Here is a 16,439-nt window from a genome sequence, read left to right on the forward strand (position 1 = left end):
TTCGGCCTTCCAGCAGCTCGGGTCTTGACCGTGGCACTGCGATTGCGGCGCTGGATGGCGCGAAGCTCCATCTGTGCGCCCCACGCCTCCATGGTGAAGCGGTTCTCGTCGGCAGGATCGTCCAGATCCCAGGGGCCGTCATGTCCACCGCCGCCGCAACGAGTCCGTCTACGGGCCTCGCTCATCGCGGAGCCAGGGGCCAAGCTTCGGACGGGTCATCGGGTCCGTCGCGCCGGAGACCTCCCCGTCGTCGGCCCAACCGGTGATGTGACTTCCGACCGACGAGGCAGCGGTAAGGATGTCCTCGCGCTGACGCTCCGGGGACGAGGTCGCCAACTTCATGCGGGAAAGCCTGCGGACGCCCAGTAGACACCTTCCACAACCGTCGTAAGGCCGTTCGAACACATCCAGATCCGTACCGCGCATAGCTTCTCCGTTTCGCGCACGCGGAGTACGGAGATTCGGCGGCCGCTCCCAGGACGATCTTGATCAACCCAGGAAGCTCAGGCGGACCTGGCGGTCCGTGTTGTCGACGTTCGTGTCGACGAGGCAGACAGACTGCCACGTGCCGAGTTCCAGGTGGCCGGCGATCACCGGGAGCGTGGCGTGGGGCGGGACGAAGGCGGGCAGGACGTGGTCCCTGCCGTGGCCCGGGCTGCCGTGGCTGTGTTCCCAGCGGTTGTCGGGCGGGAGCAGGGTGCGCAGTGCGGCCAGCAGGTCGTCGTCGCTGCCTGCGCCCGTTTCGATCAGGGCGATGCCGGCGGTCGCGTGGGGGACGAACACGTTCAGCAGGCCGTCGCGTCCGGCTGCTGCCTCGCGGAGGAATTCCGTACAGGCCCGGGTCAGGTCGGTCACGGCCTCCGATCGGCCGGTGGTGATGTGCAGGACCTTGGTGGTGAATGCGTCGGACATACGTTCATTCTCCCGCTCCGGCGAAGGGGATCGCGGGTGCGCGCGCCGGGAAGATTCGTGTCCGTGGTCCCGTTGAAGGTGACGTGAGCGACATAGGGGTACGGGACGTGGACGTGGTGGTCGTGGGTGCTGGGCAGGCCGGGCTTTCGGCCGCCTACCACCTGCGGCGTACGGGGCTCGTGCCCGGCCAGGACTTCGTCGTCCTCGATCACGCGCCGCTCGCGGGCGGCGCCTGGCAGTTCCGCTGGCCCTCTCTGACGTACGGGAAGGTCCACGGCATGCACTCGCTGCCCGGCATGGAGCTGGCCACGAGCGGCGCCGACGCGGTCCGGCCCTCGGCTGAGGTGGTCGGGGCGTACTTCACGGAGTATGAGCGGCGCTTCGACCTGCGGGTCCGGCGGCCCGTCGATGTGCGCGCGGTACGCGAAGGGGGCGGCGGGCGGCTGTCCGTCGAGACGTCCGACGGGGTCTGGTCGGCGCGGGCACTGATCAACGCGACCGGCACCTGGGACCGTCCGTTCTGGCCCCGCTATCCCGGCCAGGAGACCTTCCGGGGGCGGCAGTTGCACACCGCGACCTATCAGGGGCCCGGGGAGTTCGCCGGGCTGCGGGTGATCGTGGTCGGCGGGGGCGCGTCCGGCACGCAGCATCTGATGGAGATCGCCGAGGTCGCCGCCGGTACGACATGGGTGACGCGCAGGCCGCCGGTGTACCGCGAGGGGCCGTTCGACGAGGAGGTGGGCCGGTCCGTCGTCGCGCTCGTGGAGGAACGCGTACGGATGGGGCTGCCGCCGCGCAGTGTCGTCTCGGTGACCGGTCTCCCGCTGACCGAGGCCATCGTGCGGGCGCGCGAGTCGGGGGTGCTCGACCGGCTGCCGATGTTCGACCGGATCACGCCCGAGGGGGTGGCGTGGGACGACGGGCGCACGGTGGAGGCGGATGTCATCCTCTGGGCCACCGGGTTCCGGGCGGCGGTCGGTCATCTCGCACCGCTGCGGCTGCGCGAGCCGGGCGGCGGTATCCGGGTCGAGGGGACGCGCGCGGTGCGCGACGGGCGTATCCATCTGGTGGGGTACGGGCCTTCGGCCTCCACCATCGGCGCGAACAGGGCGGGGCGGGCGGCGGTACGCGAGGTGGGGCGGCTGCTGGAGCGCGCCGAGGCGGCTGCCTGAGCGCGCGGAGGCGGCGTTCGGGCGAGTCAGCCGTTGCCGCTCGGATTTCCCCGCTTCGCGTTGAACTCACTTACGTTCCTTGCCTGTTCGGCGTACGTCGTGGCGAAGCGGGTGTCTCCCGGGCCGACCGTGACGAAGTAGAGCCAGCCGCCGGCGGTCGGTGAGGCCGCCGCCCGCATCGCCATGTCTCCGGGGTTCCCGATCGGGCCGGGCGGCAGCCCGCCGTGCTGATACGTGTTGAACGGGTTGTCGACCCTGGTGTCCTCCTCGGTGGTGTCGAGGGTGGAGCGGTTCAGCGCGTAGTTGAGGGTCGAGTCCATCTGGAGCCGCATGCCCCGGTCGAGGCGGTTGAGGATCACCCTGGCCACCTTGCCCATGTCGGACGCCGTGTCGGCCTCGGCCTGGACGATGGAGGCGATGGTCACCGTCCGGTACAGCTCGGCGCCGACGCGCCGCGTGCTGCCGCCGCCCGCCTTGAAGTGCCGGTTCGCTGTGTCGACCATGTAGCGGAGCAGGCTTCCCGGAGTGGTCGCCGATCCGATGGGGTACGTCGCGGGGAACAGGTATCCCTCGGGGTTGCCGCGCGCCGCCGGAGGCAGGGCGAGCCGCGCCGTCGCCGCCGTCCTGCGCGTGGTGCCCGCCGGGAGCGCCAGGGCCTCGTCGACGGACGCGTACACCTGGGAGGCGCGCCGGCCCTCGGGGACGACCAGGGAGGCGGGCTCCTCGGCGGGGTGTCCGCCGGTCAGCAGCCGGACGGACACCAGGACGGCGGCGGCCAGAACGAGGAACACTCCCGCCAGCAGGACCAGGCGGCCACGGCGGGTCAGTCGGGAGCCCCGACCGCGTCGTGGCCGTGGCGGTACGTTCGTCATACGGGCACGCTAACCCGGAGTGATCGCCGATCCCGGCACCTGGCGCCCGGCGACACGGGAACCGTGCGCACGACCCGCCAGCATCACTACGGAGAGTAATAGTGCGACGGACGACCGAGCATGCCGTCCGGCACCGTCACTCGGCATCCGGTGGCAGGTCGTGGCGCCATACCCAGCGGCCTTCGTAGTCGGGTTGGTACCAGCACCGCCCGCCCGCGTACTCGCAGCGCTCCGAGGGCAGGGCGAGCCCCCGGGGCGGGGCGCCGGCGTCGATCCGGGTGGTCGAGCCGTCGAGGGGCCCTTGGTGCAGGGTGATGGTGATCCAGCGGGTGGTGTCTGCCATGGGGCGATGATGCCGCGCCGGGGTGGCGCCCGTCCCTGAAACGGGGCGATACCTGCGCCGCACCCGGTCGCGGCCTCAGGAGTCGTCAGGAGTCGTCAGTAGTCGTCAGGAGCCATCAGGAGTTGTCAGGAGTCACGGGCGGCGGGCAGCGACGGCAGGTCGAGGTGTTCGCGCAGGGTGGTGCCCCGGTACTCGGTGCGGTAGACGCCCCGTTCCTGGAGTTCCGGTACGAGCTTGTCCACGATGTCGCTGATGGAGGCCGGAAGCAGGTGCGGCAGGATGTTGAAGCCGTCGACCGCGCGGCTGGTGACATAGCGGGTCCACTCGTCGGCGATGGTCGAGGGCGTGCCGACGAAGGACGGGTGCCCCGGGGACACCTCAAGCACCAAGTCCCGTATCGACAGGCCGCGTTCGGCCGCGAGGTCGCGCCACTTCTGGATCAGGGCCAGCTTGCCGCTGCGGCGCTCGATCGAGATCGTGCCCCGGGAGGGGTCGAGTTCGTCCTCGCTGGGCTCGATGTCGGGCAGCGGTCCGTCCGGATCGTAACCGGACAGGTCGGTGCCCCAGTACTGCTCCAGGAAGGCGAGCGCCCGAGGTCCGTTGACCTGCTCGCCGCGCACCCAGCGCGCCTTCTCCTCCGCCTCGGCCGGGGTGTCGCCGAGTACGAGGCTCGCGCCCGGCAGGATCCGCAGCGAGTCCGGCGTCCGGCCGTGGCGGGCCAGCCGGTCGCGCAGGTCGGCCGCGTACGCCACGGCCTTGCCGTACTCGGTGTTGGCGGAGAACACCACGTCGGCGTGGCGGGCGGCGAGTTCGCGGCCGCCGTCCGAGTCCCCGGCCTGGAACAGCACCGGCCGTCCCTGCCGGCTGCCCGGCACGGTCGCGGTGGCGCGCAGGCGTACGAGGTCGGTGTCCGCCTCCACCGGGCTGACGGAACCGGGGCGGCTCCACCTCGGGGCCTGTCCGTCGGGCGCGACGGCGTCCGGAGCCCAGGACGCCCACAGCGCCTTGGCCGCTTCGACGAACTGTCCGGCGCGCTCGTAGCGGCGTTCGTGCTCCAGCCAGCCGCCGTGCCGGAAGTTGGCTCCGGTCCAGGCGTTGTCGGTGGTGACGATGTTCCAGCCGGCCCGGCCCTCGGACAGCAGGTCCAGGCTCGCCAGCCGGCGGGCCAGGTCGGCCGGGTAGTTGTAGGTGGTGTTCTGGGTGGCCACCAGGCCGATCCGCTCGGTGACGGCGGCGAGCGCGGACAACTGGGTGATGGCGTCGGGGCGGCCGGCCACGTCGAGGTCGAAGACGCGGCCTCTGTTCTCCCGTACCCGGAGTCCCTCGCCGAGGAAGAACGCGTCGAACAGGCCGCGTTCCAGGATCTGCGCGATCTCGACGAATGTCTCGATCGCCGTGTGCGAGGCCGCGTTCGGGTCGGTCCAGATGAGCTGGGGCCCGACGCCCGTGAAGAACACGCCGAGATGGAGCCGGGGTTGGGGTTGGGGTTGGGGTTCGGTCATGGCACTCACCTCAGGCAGTCGCGGCCGCGGAGGCGGCGAATCGGTTGGCGGGACGGGGAAGGCCGAGCGTTTGACGCAGCATGTCGCCGGGCCGGGGTACGCGTACGGGTCCGGCCGCGGCGAGCTTCGGCAGTACCCGCTCGGTCAGCAGCGGCAGATCGACGGCGAGTACGGCGGGGTGCAGCCTGACCCCGTCGACCGACCCGGCCAGTTCGCGGAGCAGTTCGACCAGTGCCTCGGAGGAGCCGACATGGCGCAGCCGTCCGGAATCCGCCCAGCCGGCCGCTTCGTTCAGCTCGGCGAGCCGGTCGGCGGCCGGGGCCCCCGCGTCGAGGACCACCTCCACCTCGGCGAACACCAGCGGCGCTCCGGCGTCCCTGGCGGTGGCCGCACGGGCGGCGATCGCGGCGAGGTCGGGCCGCCCGACCAGGACCACATCGGCGCGCGCGTCGGCGTCCAGCGCGTCAGGAGCCAGGACAACCACCTGGCCCTGCGGCGGACGCGGAGTGATCAGTGGGCCTTTGACGGTGAAGGACGCGCCCTCGAAGTCGATGTGATGCACCCGTCCCGAATCCACGAAGCGGCCGGTCGCGACATCCTTGATGACCGCGTCGTCCTCCCACGAGTCCCACAGCGCACGGGCGGTGTCGATGACGTCGGCGGTCTCACGGCGCAGCGCGGCGGCGGGCAGTGCCGCTCCCCCCACGGTGGCGAGGGCGTCCTCGCCGGCCGCGGCGCCGATCACCCAGCCGGCCCGGCCGTGCGAGGCGTGGTCCAGGCTCGCCAACTGGGTGGCGAGATGGAACGGTTCGGTGGTGGCGACGTGCAGGGTGGGCGCGAGCCCGATCCGGTCGGTCAGGGCCGAGACGTAGGCGGCCCGGGTGCCGGCCTCCACCCGTCCGACCGCCCCGGGGCCCGCGTCGGGCGGCAGCGGCGAGTCGGCGAAGGTGACGAGGCTGAAGCCGCCCTGCTCGGCTGCCGCGATCACCGCCCGCAGCGCCCTCGGGGTCAGGACGGCACCGGGTGAACGCCCCGAGTGGCGCCAGGCGGCGGGGTGGGCGCCGTCGCCGTCGACCTCCACGGCGAGGTGCGGGCCGGGAAGCCCGGCGTCGCGGTCAGTCATGGGGAATGCCTCCGGTCGGAGTCGGTTCAGGAGTTGATGTGGGTGCGGACGTCGAAGTGGGTTCAGGGGCGGCGGAGTTGGCCGAGGCCCGAGCGGGATCGGCGGCCCCGGCCCGCGCGCCGGGAAGCGGCCTCGGGACGGCGGCGCGCTGCCGCGACAGCCAGAGCGCCACGGCGACGGCGGCCAGTACGGCTGCCGCACCACCCGACGCCATGCCCCAACGCACGCCCGCGTGCTGGGAGATCCAGCCGATCACGGGACCGCCGAGCGGAGCGCCTCCCATCGAGATCACCGTGTAGACGGCCATCACCCGGCCGCGCATGGCGTTGCTGACCTCCGACTGGACGAAGGCGCTGACCGCCGTGTTGAGCGTCATCAGGGTGAATCCGGCCGGCAGCAGCATGACCAGGAAGGCGAGGTACGACGGCATGAACGCGGCCAGCGCCTCGCTGACGCCGAACAGCACCGCGCCGGCGATCACCGTCCGTACGCGTGGCGAGGCACGGCGGGTGGCGACGAGGGTTCCGGCGATCGTGCCGACGGACAGCGCGGTCGACATGAATCCGAGACCGCTGGAGCCGACGGCGAAGACCCGTCCGGCGAACAGCGTGAGTGTCGTGGAGAAGTTCAGCGCGAAGGTGGCGACCAGACCGAAAATGGTGAAGACCCCGACCAGTTCGGGCCGGGCGGCGACATAACGCAGCCCGGCGGCGCCCGCTCCCGCCCAGGGAGGCCGCTCCACGCGGATCGGCCTCGCCCGCTTTCGTATCGTCAGCAGGCCCACGGTCACGACCGCGAAGGACACCGCGTTCACCGCGAACACCCAGCCCGTACCGATCACGGCGATCAGCATTCCGGCGATGGCCGGCCCGATCAGCCGGGCGGCGTTCAGGGACAGGATGTTCAGCCCGGCCGCGTTCGGGATCAGGGGGCCGCCGACGAGTTCCGTCACGAAGGACAGCCTCGCCGGGTTCTCCACCGTGAACACACAACCCAGCCCGAACGACAGCAGGTAGACGGACCAGAGCGGGGCGTGGCCGGACAGCACGATGACCGAGAGAAGCACCGCCTGCGCCGCGTACAGCGACTGCGCCCACAGCAACAGGGTGCGCCGGTCGCACCGGTCGGCGATCACCCCTCCCCACAGTCCGAACAGCAGGACCGGGGCGAACTGCAGACCCGCCGCCCAGCCGACCGCTGTCCCGCTGTGCGTGAGGTTCAGCACGAACCAGTCCAGCGCCACACCCTGCATCGAGGTGCCGACGTTGGAGACCAGGCCCGTGCTCCAGTAGACCCGGTAGTCGCGCACCCGCAACGCGGCGAACACCCCTGGTCGTGCGGTGCTCTTGGACACCGGGATCCTCTCGGTCGGATCAGGTCGGATCAGGTCGCGTCGCGTCGCGTGATCGGTGGCGCGTACGGGCAGGCCGGACGCGGGAAGCGCGCGAGACGTCGGACACAGGGGAACGGGGGTGCGCGAGGCGCGCCGGTGGACGCGGAGCGCGATCAGATCGAGGCGTTGAACGGGGCGGGGCGGCAGGTGCGCGCTCAGTAGCCCGGAGACGTCCTCGGACACAGCGCGCTGCTCACCCGGAGCAGGTCGACATGGCGCCGGGCGACCTGCAACTCGAAGGACCCACCGTGGCGCGGCGTACGGCCGTCACGGGCACCGGGGCGTCGTGTGCGCATGGCCGGTCCCACCTCACAGTCCGTCGGGTCGATCAGCGGCTCGGATCGCTCTTCACGTTAACCGCTCGGCCACCGTTGAACAATGACGCCCCGAACCACCGTTCGGGGCCATCTGGACCCCGGGGACAGCCCGTTCGCGCCCGCCGCGTACGCGCCCGCGAGGCCGATTCTTCATACGAGTGAAACGATGCGGCCCGACCTGCGCCGCAAGGACCGTCCTGCCGCTCGGAGCGGGCTCCCGACCGGCCGTCGGACTCGTACGCTCCCCCACCGGCGCGGCTCACCCGTCTACCGTGGTCGGGTGACCGCCCCGGTTCTGCACCGCAGACTGCATGTCGATCTGGCGCGCACCAGCGCGTCCCTCTGTTGGCGAGCCTGACACCCTTCGCCACGCCTCCGCTCCGGTCGGCGTGCGCTGTCCGCACGAGAACGTGAGAGGGATGGGCATGACCACTGTCACCAGCTTCGACATACGGCGCGCCGGACCGCGATTCGGCGCCGAGGTGTTCGGCGTCGACCTGACGGACACCGTCGACGACAACACCGCCGACCAGCTTCGCCAGGCCTTCCGGGACCACAAGGTGCTGGTGTTCCGGAACCAGAACCTGACGCCCGACCAGCACGTGCGGGCCGTACGTATCTTCGCGGAACCCTTCGACCACCCCACCGCGGCGAGGGACGCCGCCAACCCGCTGGTCTACCCGTACAACGTCCGGCAGACCGGCAAGGCGAGCACCTGGCACATCGGCGGGCTGTGGCGGACCCCCGTGTTCGCCATCGAATCACTCACCTACGAGGAGGTGTCGCCGCTCGGCGGACACACCCTGTGGGCGGACCTCCAGACGGCGTACGACGACCTGTCGGAGCCGTTCAAGGTGCTGCTCGAATCGGTGAGCGCCGTGTACGACGCCGACCCGGGGAACTACGCCCAGGGCGCCAGGCGGACCGGCGTCGGGGAGACCGTCGAGCACCGGGTCGTCCTGAAGCACCCGGCCACCGGGCGGAAGGGGCTGTTCATCAGCACCTCGGCGCTCAGGCTCACCGGTGTCACGCCCGAGGAGTCGAAGACCCTGCTCGACCACCTGCTCAGGCACGCCTCTTCGCCGGACTACACGATCCGGTTCGGCTGGAACCCCGGGGACTTCGTGCTGTGGGACAACCAGGCGACCTGGCACTACGCCGTGGACGACTACGGCGACGGCGCCCGCGTGTACCGCAAGGTCATCGGCGTGGAACGGTAAGGGGCCGCCCGCGCCTCAACCCCGGGTGCCCGAACCCCGGGTGCCCGGGAGCCTGGCCCTATCCTCCTCGTATCGGCTTCGGGGGCCCAGGATCAGCGCAAGGAGCACAGCTTTGGACGTCCACGCATCCCTGACCGACGTGGTCGGCAACACCCCGTTGGTACGGCTCAACCGTGTCACCGGCTCGGTGCCCGCACCGGTCTACGCGAAGTTGGAGTACGTCAACCCCGGCGGCAGCGTGAAGGACCGCATCGCGCTGTCGATGGTCGAAGCGGCCGAGGAGGCAGGCCTGTTGCTGCCGGGTGGCACCATCGTGGAGGGCACTTCGGGCAATACGGGCGTCGGCCTGGCCATGGTGGCCGCGCAGCGCGGCTACGGCTGCGTTTTCGCGATCCCGGAGAAGAGCAGCGCGGAGAAGATCGCCGTACTGCGTGCCTATGGCGCCGAGGTCCTCGTCTGCCCGAGTGATGTGCCGCGCGAGCATCCCGACCATGTGCACTCCGTGGCGGCCAGGGTCGCCGATGAGACACCGGGCGGCTGGCTGGCCAATCAGTACGACAACCCGGCCAACCCGCGGGCGCATTACCGCACCACCGGACCCGAGATCTGGCGCCAGACCGACGGGCGGATCACTCATCTCGTGTCCGGCATCGGCACCGGCGGCACCATCACGGGGACCGGCGAATACCTCAAGGAAGTCAGTGACGGCAGGGTGACGGTCGTCGGCGCCGACCCGGAGGCCTCGGTCTACTCCGGCGGCGACGGAAGCCCGTACTACGTGGAGAGCATCGGGCACTTCCGCCACCCGGAGACGGTGGACGACACCTGGCCGATGTCCTACCACCCGGAGGTGGTCGACCGGTTCGAGCGGATCAGCGACCGCGACTCCCTGGGAACCGCCCGGCGGCTGGCCCGCGAGGAGGGGCTGCTGGTCGGCGGCTCCGGAGGTACGGCCGTGGCCGCCGCGGTGCGGGTGGCGGCCGGACTGACTCCGGACGATCTCGTCGTCGTGCTGCTGCCGGATTCCGGCCGCAACTATCTCTCCAAGGTCTTCGACGACGGCTGGCTGCGCGAACTCGGCTTCCTGGACAGCGAGGACTCCCCGCCGAACGCCCGCGTCTGATCCAGCGGAGGCGGGGCGGCCGAGGGGGCTGCCGGACGACGGAATCGACGACGGAATCAGGGAGAGGCCGGTGCCAGCGACCCGGCGGGGCTCTCGGCGGCCCCGGCCGGCCTGCTGTCCCTGCGGACCAGCGCGGCGTAACGGCCGTCCTGGGCGAGCAGTTCGTCGTGCGTGCCGCGCTCGGCTATCCGGCCCGCGTCCAGGACGACGATCTGGTCGGCGTCCCTGATCGTGGAGAGCCGGTGCGCGATCGTGATCGTCGTACGTCCCTCGGTGAGCGAGTCGATCGCCTGCTGCACCGCGTGTTCGGTACGGGTGTCCAGGGCGCTGGTCGCCTCGTCGAGGATCAGGACGGGCGGGTCGCGGAGGATGGTGCGGGCGATCGCCAGGCGCTGCTTCTCGCCGCCGGAGAAGCGGTATCCGCGCTCGCCGACGAGCGTGTCGTAGCCGTCGGGGAGCGAGGCGATGTGGTCGTGGATCTGCGCGGCCTTCGCCGCCGTCTCGATCTCGTCGTCGGTGGCTTCCGGCTTGGCGAACCGCAGGTTCTCCGCGACGGAGGCGTGGAAGAGGTATGTCTCCTGGGAGACGACGCCGACGGCGCGCGCGAGGGTGTCGAAGTCCATGTCGCGTACGTCGATCCCGTCGATCAGGACCCGGCCGCCGGTCACGTCGTACAGCCTCGGTACGAGGTAGCTGAGCGTCGACTTGCCGGAGCCGGTCGGCCCGACGACGGCGAGCGTGGAACCCGCCGGGACGGTGAGGTCGATGCCGTGCAGCGTCTTCCCGTCCTTCTCGTCGTAGCTGAAGTCGACGTGGTCGAAGCGCACTTCGCCGTCGACCTTGCCGAGCGGGACTGGGCTCTCGGGCTCGGTGATGTCCACCGGCAGATCGAGGTATTCGAAGATGCGCTGGAAGAGGGCGAGCGAGGTCTGCATCTGCACGCCGGTGGCGAGCAGGCTCACCGCGGGCCGGAACAGGCCCTGCTGGAGCGAGACGAACGCGACGAGCGTGCCGATGGAGACGGCGAGGCCCTGGGTCTGGAGCGCGAGCCCGGCGACCCAGTAGATGACGGCCGGCATGGCGGCCATGACGATGCCGATGGTCGACATGCGCCAGCGCCCCGCCATGTTGGAGCGCACCTCCAGGTCGACGAGTTGCTCGGACTCGTCGGAGAAGGCCTTGGTGAGCGAGTCGGAGCGGCCCATCGTACGGCCGAGCAGGATGCCGCTCACGGACAGCGACTCGGTGACGGTGGCCGCCATGGTGGCCATCTGCCGCTGGCGCTGTGTGGTGATCTTCTTGCGCTCGCGGCCGACCCGACGGCTGATCCACACGAAGACCGGCAGCAGCAGCATCGAGACGATCGTGAGCCGCCAGTCGAGCGCGATCATCGCGACGACGGTGGCGACGACCGAGGTCAGGTTCGAGACGAGGGAGGTCGCCGTCGAGGTGACGGTGGCCTGCATGCCGCCGATGTCGTTGGCGATACGGGACTGGACCTCACCGGTCCTGGTCCTGGTGAAGAAGGCGAGCGGCATGCGCTGCAACTGGGTGTACACGGCGGTGCGCAGGTCGTGCATGACGCGCTGGCCGACCGTGGTGGAGATCAGGGTCTGGAGCACGCCGAAGACGCTGTTGACCACGGCGGTCGCGATCATGCCGAGCGCGAGCAGGCTGAGCAGCCCCGTACGGCCGTGCGGGATCGCGACGTCGAGGATCTCCCGGAGGAGGAACGGCGAGGCCACCGAGACCAGTGACGAGGCGGCGACGAGCAGCCCGACCAGGCCCAGGCGCGCGCGGTAGGGGCGGAAGAGGCCGAAGATGCGCCGCAGTTCGGCGGGCGGCTCCGGCTGCGCGCTGGTCTTGGCCTTGCGAAGTGGGTCTTCGGGGCGTGGCGAGGGCGTCCAGGTGGACAGTACGGATTTCATGGGCTCCTTCGGGGAACTCGGCGACCTTGGAGAGCATAGCTCACTGTTACCTATGTACACAATGAGCGCTGTCCTGCTAATATTCCGGCATGAGCACCCCCGACGCCGACGGCATGCTGGCCGAGCAGCTCCTGCGGCTGACCCGGCGGATCCACCGCATCCAGAAGCAGCAACTGGAGCCGATCGGCATCACCCCCGCGCAGGCCCGGCTGCTCCGCACGGTCGCTTTCTACGACCGGCCCCCCCGAATGGCCGATCTCGCGGAACGTCTCGAAGTGGTGCCCCGCGCCGTCACCAGCCTCGTCGACGGCCTGGAGGCGAGCGGCTGGGTGCGCCGGGCCCCGGACCCGACGAACCGCCGGGTGATACGGATCGAGCTGACCGATTCGGGCACGGCCACGCTCAGATCGCTGCGTACGGCCCGCCGTTCGGCCGCCGAGAGCGTCCTCGCCCCTCTGACCGCCGAACAGCGCGAGGTGCTCGGCGGGCTGCTGTCCACCCTGGTCGACGGCGGCGCCCGGCTCCCCCGCTGACCCGTACACGTACGCCGTCCGCAGGCTCGTTCCGTGTCTCTCACCCGTAAAAGCGATTGCCCTTGACTGTGAAAAAGGGCGAACCTTGCACGGTTTGGGCCACTACACCAGTCATGGGACGTCATGCAGATTCGCGATCTTCCGTACGCCGACCCCGGTATCCCCGACGCCAGGTCGGGTCCCCGGTTCCTGTGGTGGCTCGGGCGAGGTCAGCTCCGCGGCCAGCTCAAGGCAGTTGCCTGGGGCCTGCTCCACCATCTCGGCGTCGCCGGGCTGCCGGTCGGGGCCGGGATCGCCGTCCAGTCCGTCGTCGACCGCTCCGGCGGCCGGCTCGCGCTCGCCGGCGGGCTCATCGCCCTGTTCGGTGTCGCCATCGCCGTCGGCGACACCATGCTGCACCGGGTGGCGGTCACCAACTGGATCACCGCCGCCGCGAGGCTCCAGCAGCTCCTGGCGCGCAAGACCGCCGAGCTGGGCTCGGCGCTGACCCGCAGGGTCGCGGCCGGCGAAGTGGTCGCCGTATCGACCGGTGACGTGGAAAAAATTGGCTGGTTCGTGGAGGCGGTCTCCCGCTTCCTCGCCGCCGCCGTCGCGATCGTGCTGATCTGCGTCGGACTCGTCATCTACCTGCCCGCACTCGGCTGGGTGGTGGCCGTCGGCGTACCGGTGCTCGCTCTCGCCGTACTCCCGCTGCTCCCCTACGCCACCGCGCGCGCCGACGTCCAGCGCGAGAAGGCGGGCAAGGCCACGGAGCTGGCGTCGGACACCGTCGCCGGGCTGCGGGTGCTGCGCGGGATCGGCGGTGAGGAGCTGTTCCTCGGCCGCTACCGCACCGTGTCGCAGGAAGTGCGTACGGCGGCCGTCCGCAGCGCCCGCATGTGGTCGCTGATCTCCGCCGTCCAAGTCCTGCTGCCGGGCATCATGCTGATCTCCGTGGTCTGGTACGGCGCGAACCTCGCCCTCGACGGCCGCATCGGCGTCGGTGCGCTTGTGACCGTCTACAGCGCGGTGACCCTGATGCTGTTCCCGCTCAGCCAGTTCGAGGAGATCGCCATGGCGTACTCCTTCTCCCGCCCCTCGGCTAAACGCGCAGCGGCCGTCCTGGCGCTGGAGCGTACGGCGCACGACAGCGAACGCGGAAGCCTGGGCGCCACCGCCGACCTGCCGACCGGCGACCTGTACGACCCGGCGACCGGACTGCTCGCGCCTGCCGGGCAGTTGACCGCCGTCGTCTGCGGCGACCCGGACGCGGCGGGCAAGCTCGCCGAACGCCTCGGCGGACACGCCACCGACGACGAGCGGACCGCATCCGTACTGCTCGGCGGTGTGGCCCTGGACGACCTGCCGCTGGACGCGGCGCGCACCAGCGTCCTCGTCCAGGACAAGGACCCCGTCCTGCTGTCGGGGACGCTCGCCGAACTCCTCGACGTACCGGCGTCGGGCGCCGTCGACCCGGCCAAGGCCCTGGCCGCCGCGCAGTGCGAAGACGTCCTCGACGCGCTGGTCCAGGCGTCGGTGGACGGCAGCGGCGACCCGATGCGCTCACGGATCACCGAACGCGGCCGCTCGCTCTCCGGCGGCCAGCGGCAGCGCCTCGCGCTGGCCCGCTCGCTGGTCACCGACCCGGAGGTGCTGGTGCTCGACGAGCCGACCTCCGCCGTCGACTCCCACACCGAGGCGCGGATCGCGGAGAGCCTGAAAACGCTGCGGGCCAGCCGTACGACCGTACTGTTCGCCTCCTCGCCGCTGCTGCTCGACCGCGCGGACCGGGTGGTGTTCGTCCTGGACGGCGCGGTCGCCGCGGTGGGCCTCCACCGAAGGCTCGTCTCCGACGACCTCCGCTACCGCGCCGTCGTCACCCGCGAGACCGAAGAGGCCACAGTGGCCCCTGTGCCGGTCCGCGACCAGACCCGCGACCAGATCGAGGAATCCGCATGATCGGCCTCGCCCCACCGGAATACGACCCGGCGGCCCCGCAGTCGGCCGCCACCCTGCCTGTCGGCTCCCCCGCGACCGTACGGGCCTACGTGGGCGAACTGCTGCGACGCCACCGCACCGCGTTCATCCTGCTCGTCACCGTCAACGCGGTCTCCGTGGTCGCCTCGATGGTCGGCCCCTACCTGCTCGGCAACATCGTCGAGGACCTGTCGCAGGGCGCGCGCCACCTCCCCCTGGAACGCACCGCCGCGATCTTCGCCGGGGCGCTGCTCGTCCAGACCGTGTTCACCCGTACGGTACGGCTGCGCGGCGCGATGCTGGGCGAGCGGATGCTCGCCGACCTGCGGGAGGACTTCCTGGTCAGGGCCGTCGGGCTGCCGCCCGGCGTCCTCGAACGGGCCGGCACCGGCGACCTGCTGTCCCGTATCACCACCGACATCGACCGGCTGGCGAACGCGATGCGCGAGGCAGTGCCGCAGCTCGCCATCGGCGTCGTCTGGGTGATCCTGCTGATCGGCGCGCTCACCTTCACCGCGCCGCCGCTGGCGCTCGGTGTGCTGCTCGCCCTGCCCCTGCTGATCGCCGGCTGCCGCTGGTACTTCAAGCGCGCACCCTCCGCGTACCGCTCCGAGGCCGCCGGATACGCGGCGGTCGCCGCGCTCCTCGCCGAATCCGTCGACGCCGCACGGACCATCGAGGCGCACCGCCTCGGCAAGGGCCGCGTCGCGGTCTCCGACAAGCGGATCAAACAGTGGAGCGGCTGGGAAAGGTACACGCTCTTCCTCCGCTCCGTGCTGTTCCCCGTCATCAACCTCACCCATGTGACGATCTTCCTGGCCGTCCTCGTGATGGGCGGGGCCTTCGCCCTCCAGGGCTGGATCGACGTCGGCCAGCTCACCACCGGCGCGCTCCTCGCGCAGATGCTGGTGGACCCCGTCAACCTGATCCTGCGCTGGTACGACGAACTCCAGGTCGCCCAGGTCTCCATCGCCCGGCTGGTGGGCGTACGCGAGATCGAACCGGACTCGGGTGACGCGTCGGTCGTACCGAACGGCCGGACGGTCCAGGCGGACGACGTCCACTTCGGCTACCGCGCGGGCGTCGACGTCCTCCACCAGGTGACGCTGGACGTCCCACCCGGCACCCGGCTCGCCCTGGTCGGCCCCTCGGGCGCCGGCAAGTCGACCCTGGGCCGGCTGCTGGCCGGAATCTACGGGCCCCGCACCGGCAGCATCACCCTCGGCGCTGCCGAGCTGTCCCGGATGCCGGCGGAGGAGGTGCGCCGCCATGTCGCCCTCGTCAACCAGGAACACCACGTCTTCGTGGGCTCCCTCCGCGACAACCTGCGGCTGGCCCGCCCCGAAGCGGCGGACGCGGAACTGTGGGCGGCACTCGGCGCGGTCGACGCGGACGGCTGGGCGCGGGCGCTGACTTACGACTTGGACACGGAGGTCGGCTCCGGCGCGACGACCCTGACCCCGGCGCAGGCCCAGCAGATCGCACTGGCCCGCCTCGTACTGGCCGACCCGCACACCCTGGTCCTGGACGAGGCGACCTCCCTGCTGGACCCGAGAGCGGCCCGCCACCTGGAACGCTCACTGGCCCGGGTACTGGACGGCCGCACGGTCGTAGCGATCGCCCACCGCCTGCACACGGCGCACGACGCGGACGTGATCGCGGTCGTCGAAGAGGGCCGCATCACGGAACTGGGCAGCCACGACGCCCTGGTAACGGCGAACGGCGCGTACGCGGCGCTATGGCGCTCATGGCACGGCTAGGCTATGGCGCCGGCGGCCCCGTTGACGCGTTCGGTGTGCGCCGGGTTCGTCTCGCGGACGCGGTTGTGGTGCGCGGCCGTTGGTTGCGGTTGTTGACGGGGTTCGCTCCGGGGTGGAATCCGGGATGCACGATTTACGGCGCCGTCACCGCGGTTGCCAGGTGAACGCGGTCGTCCGCCGCAAATCACGCGTTAGTATCCCGGACACCACCCCTGCGCGCCCCCCTTCACCTGCGGGAACGCCGCGCTCACTGTCCCGGGCGCGCCGTTACGGGTCCGGCCACGG

General features: G+C 71.1%; 14 protein-coding genes. 6 read left to right on the forward strand and 8 right to left on the reverse strand.

The annotated features are described in order from the left end of the window. Positions 1-489: 489 nt before the first annotated feature. Positions 490-912 (reverse strand): YjbQ family protein, encoded by a 423-nt coding sequence (locus QR77_RS03510; protein WP_040019600.1) that lies wholly within the window; start codon positions 910-912, stop codon positions 490-492. Positions 913-995: 83 nt separating this feature from the next. On the opposite strand from QR77_RS03510, the gene QR77_RS03515 reads away from it, so the two are divergent. Beyond that, positions 996-2,084, forward strand: a complete 1,089-nt coding sequence (locus QR77_RS03515; protein ID WP_040019601.1) for an NAD(P)-binding domain-containing protein — start codon at positions 996-998, stop codon at positions 2,082-2,084. A 26-nt stretch (positions 2,085-2,110) separates the two neighbouring features. On the opposite strand, the gene mltG is transcribed toward QR77_RS03515, so the two are convergent. From mltG to QR77_RS46485, 6 genes are all read right to left on the reverse strand, one after another. Next, positions 2,111-2,956: an endolytic transglycosylase MltG gene (mltG, locus tag QR77_RS03520; RefSeq protein WP_040019602.1), complete on the reverse strand. Its 846-nt coding sequence runs from the start codon at positions 2,954-2,956 to the stop codon at positions 2,111-2,113. A 136-nt stretch (positions 2,957-3,092) separates the two neighbouring features. Next, entirely contained in the window at positions 3,093-3,299 is a 207-nt protein-coding gene (locus QR77_RS03525) for a hypothetical protein (RefSeq protein ID WP_040019603.1), read from the reverse strand. 125 nt (positions 3,300-3,424) lie between these two features. Next, the gene (locus QR77_RS03530) at positions 3,425-4,801 is read right to left on the reverse strand and encodes an NtaA/DmoA family FMN-dependent monooxygenase (RefSeq protein WP_040019605.1); all 1,377 of its coding nucleotides are present in this window, start codon (positions 4,799-4,801) and stop codon (positions 3,425-3,427) included. Positions 4,802-4,811: 10 nt separating this feature from the next. Next, entirely contained in the window at positions 4,812-5,924 is a 1,113-nt protein-coding gene (locus tag QR77_RS03535) for an LLM class flavin-dependent oxidoreductase (protein ID WP_040019606.1), read from the reverse strand. Next, positions 5,917-7,278: an MFS transporter gene (locus tag QR77_RS03540; protein WP_160310879.1), complete on the reverse strand. Its 1,362-nt coding sequence runs from the start codon at positions 7,276-7,278 to the stop codon at positions 5,917-5,919. The genes QR77_RS03535 and QR77_RS03540 overlap by 8 nt, the downstream gene beginning before the upstream one ends. 194 nt (positions 7,279-7,472) lie before the next feature. Beyond that, the gene (locus QR77_RS46485; RefSeq protein ID WP_160310880.1) at positions 7,473-7,613 is read right to left on the reverse strand and encodes a putative leader peptide; all 141 of its coding nucleotides are present in this window, start codon (positions 7,611-7,613) and stop codon (positions 7,473-7,475) included. 446 nt (positions 7,614-8,059) lie between these two features. Here QR77_RS46485 and QR77_RS03545 point away from each other — a divergent pair, with 446 nt between their 5' ends. Together QR77_RS03545 and QR77_RS03550 are read left to right on the forward strand one after the other, a co-directional pair. Further along, positions 8,060-8,854, forward strand: a complete 795-nt coding sequence (locus QR77_RS03545) for a TauD/TfdA family dioxygenase (protein WP_040027242.1) — start codon at positions 8,060-8,062, stop codon at positions 8,852-8,854. Between the two features lie 112 nt (positions 8,855-8,966). Then, complete coding sequence (locus QR77_RS03550) at positions 8,967-9,977, forward strand: pyridoxal-phosphate dependent enzyme (RefSeq protein ID WP_040019607.1); 1,011 nt, start codon at positions 8,967-8,969, stop codon at positions 9,975-9,977. 56 nt (positions 9,978-10,033) lie between these two features. Here the strand turns inward: QR77_RS03550 and QR77_RS03555 are convergent, their stop codons facing one another. After that, positions 10,034-11,905, reverse strand: coding sequence for an ABC transporter ATP-binding protein (locus QR77_RS03555; RefSeq protein ID WP_040019608.1), 1,872 nt, complete (start codon positions 11,903-11,905; stop codon positions 10,034-10,036). A gap of 89 nt (positions 11,906-11,994) precedes the next feature. Between QR77_RS03555 and QR77_RS03560 the strand changes: the two genes are divergently transcribed. The 3 genes from QR77_RS03560 to QR77_RS03570 all read left to right on the forward strand — a co-directional run bounded on the left by QR77_RS03560 (position 11,995) and on the right by QR77_RS03570 (position 16,154). Next, positions 11,995-12,438 carry a MarR family transcriptional regulator gene (locus tag QR77_RS03560; protein ID WP_040019609.1) on the forward strand — a complete coding sequence of 148 codons (444 nt, stop codon included), beginning with the start codon at positions 11,995-11,997 and terminating at the stop codon, positions 12,436-12,438. 123 nt (positions 12,439-12,561) lie between these two features. Continuing rightward, on the forward strand, positions 12,562-14,376 hold the full coding sequence (locus tag QR77_RS03565) for an ABC transporter ATP-binding protein (protein ID WP_040019611.1): 1,815 nt from the start codon (positions 12,562-12,564) through the stop codon (positions 14,374-14,376). Beyond that, on the forward strand, positions 14,373-16,154 hold the full coding sequence (locus QR77_RS03570; RefSeq protein ID WP_040019612.1) for an ABC transporter ATP-binding protein: 1,782 nt from the start codon (positions 14,373-14,375) through the stop codon (positions 16,152-16,154). The genes QR77_RS03565 and QR77_RS03570 overlap by 4 nt, the downstream gene beginning before the upstream one ends. Positions 16,155-16,439: the final 285 nt, after the last annotated feature.

Source organism: Streptomyces sp. 150FB (assembly GCF_000818195.1).
In the GTDB taxonomy this organism is placed as follows: domain Bacteria; phylum Actinomycetota; class Actinomycetes; order Streptomycetales; family Streptomycetaceae; genus Streptomyces.

What these genes read in the sequence shown, in the direction of transcription:
- QR77_RS03545 (WP_040027242.1), top strand. Translation starts at nt 8,060, where the DNA reads ATGACCACTGTCACCAGCTTCGACATACGGCGCGCCGGACCGCGATTC.
- QR77_RS03510 (WP_040019600.1), bottom strand. Translation starts at nt 912, where the DNA reads ATGTCCGACGCATTCACCACCAAGGTCCTGCACATCACCACCGGCCGA.
- QR77_RS03535 (WP_040019606.1), bottom strand. Translation starts at nt 5,924, where the DNA reads ATGACTGACCGCGACGCCGGGCTTCCCGGCCCGCACCTCGCCGTGGAG.
- mltG (WP_040019602.1), bottom strand. Translation starts at nt 2,956, where the DNA reads ATGACGAACGTACCGCCACGGCCACGACGCGGTCGGGGCTCCCGACTG.
- QR77_RS03560 (WP_040019609.1), top strand. Translation starts at nt 11,995, where the DNA reads ATGAGCACCCCCGACGCCGACGGCATGCTGGCCGAGCAGCTCCTGCGG.
- QR77_RS03525 (WP_040019603.1), bottom strand. Translation starts at nt 3,299, where the DNA reads ATGGCAGACACCACCCGCTGGATCACCATCACCCTGCACCAAGGGCCC.
- QR77_RS03530 (WP_040019605.1), bottom strand. Translation starts at nt 4,801, where the DNA reads ATGACCGAACCCCAACCCCAACCCCAACCCCGGCTCCATCTCGGCGTG.
- QR77_RS03555 (WP_040019608.1), bottom strand. Translation starts at nt 11,905, where the DNA reads ATGAAATCCGTACTGTCCACCTGGACGCCCTCGCCACGCCCCGAAGAC.
- QR77_RS03570 (WP_040019612.1), top strand. Translation starts at nt 14,373, where the DNA reads ATGATCGGCCTCGCCCCACCGGAATACGACCCGGCGGCCCCGCAGTCG.
- QR77_RS03565 (WP_040019611.1), top strand. Translation starts at nt 12,562, where the DNA reads ATGCAGATTCGCGATCTTCCGTACGCCGACCCCGGTATCCCCGACGCC.
- QR77_RS46485 (WP_160310880.1), bottom strand. Translation starts at nt 7,613, where the DNA reads ATGCGCACACGACGCCCCGGTGCCCGTGACGGCCGTACGCCGCGCCAC.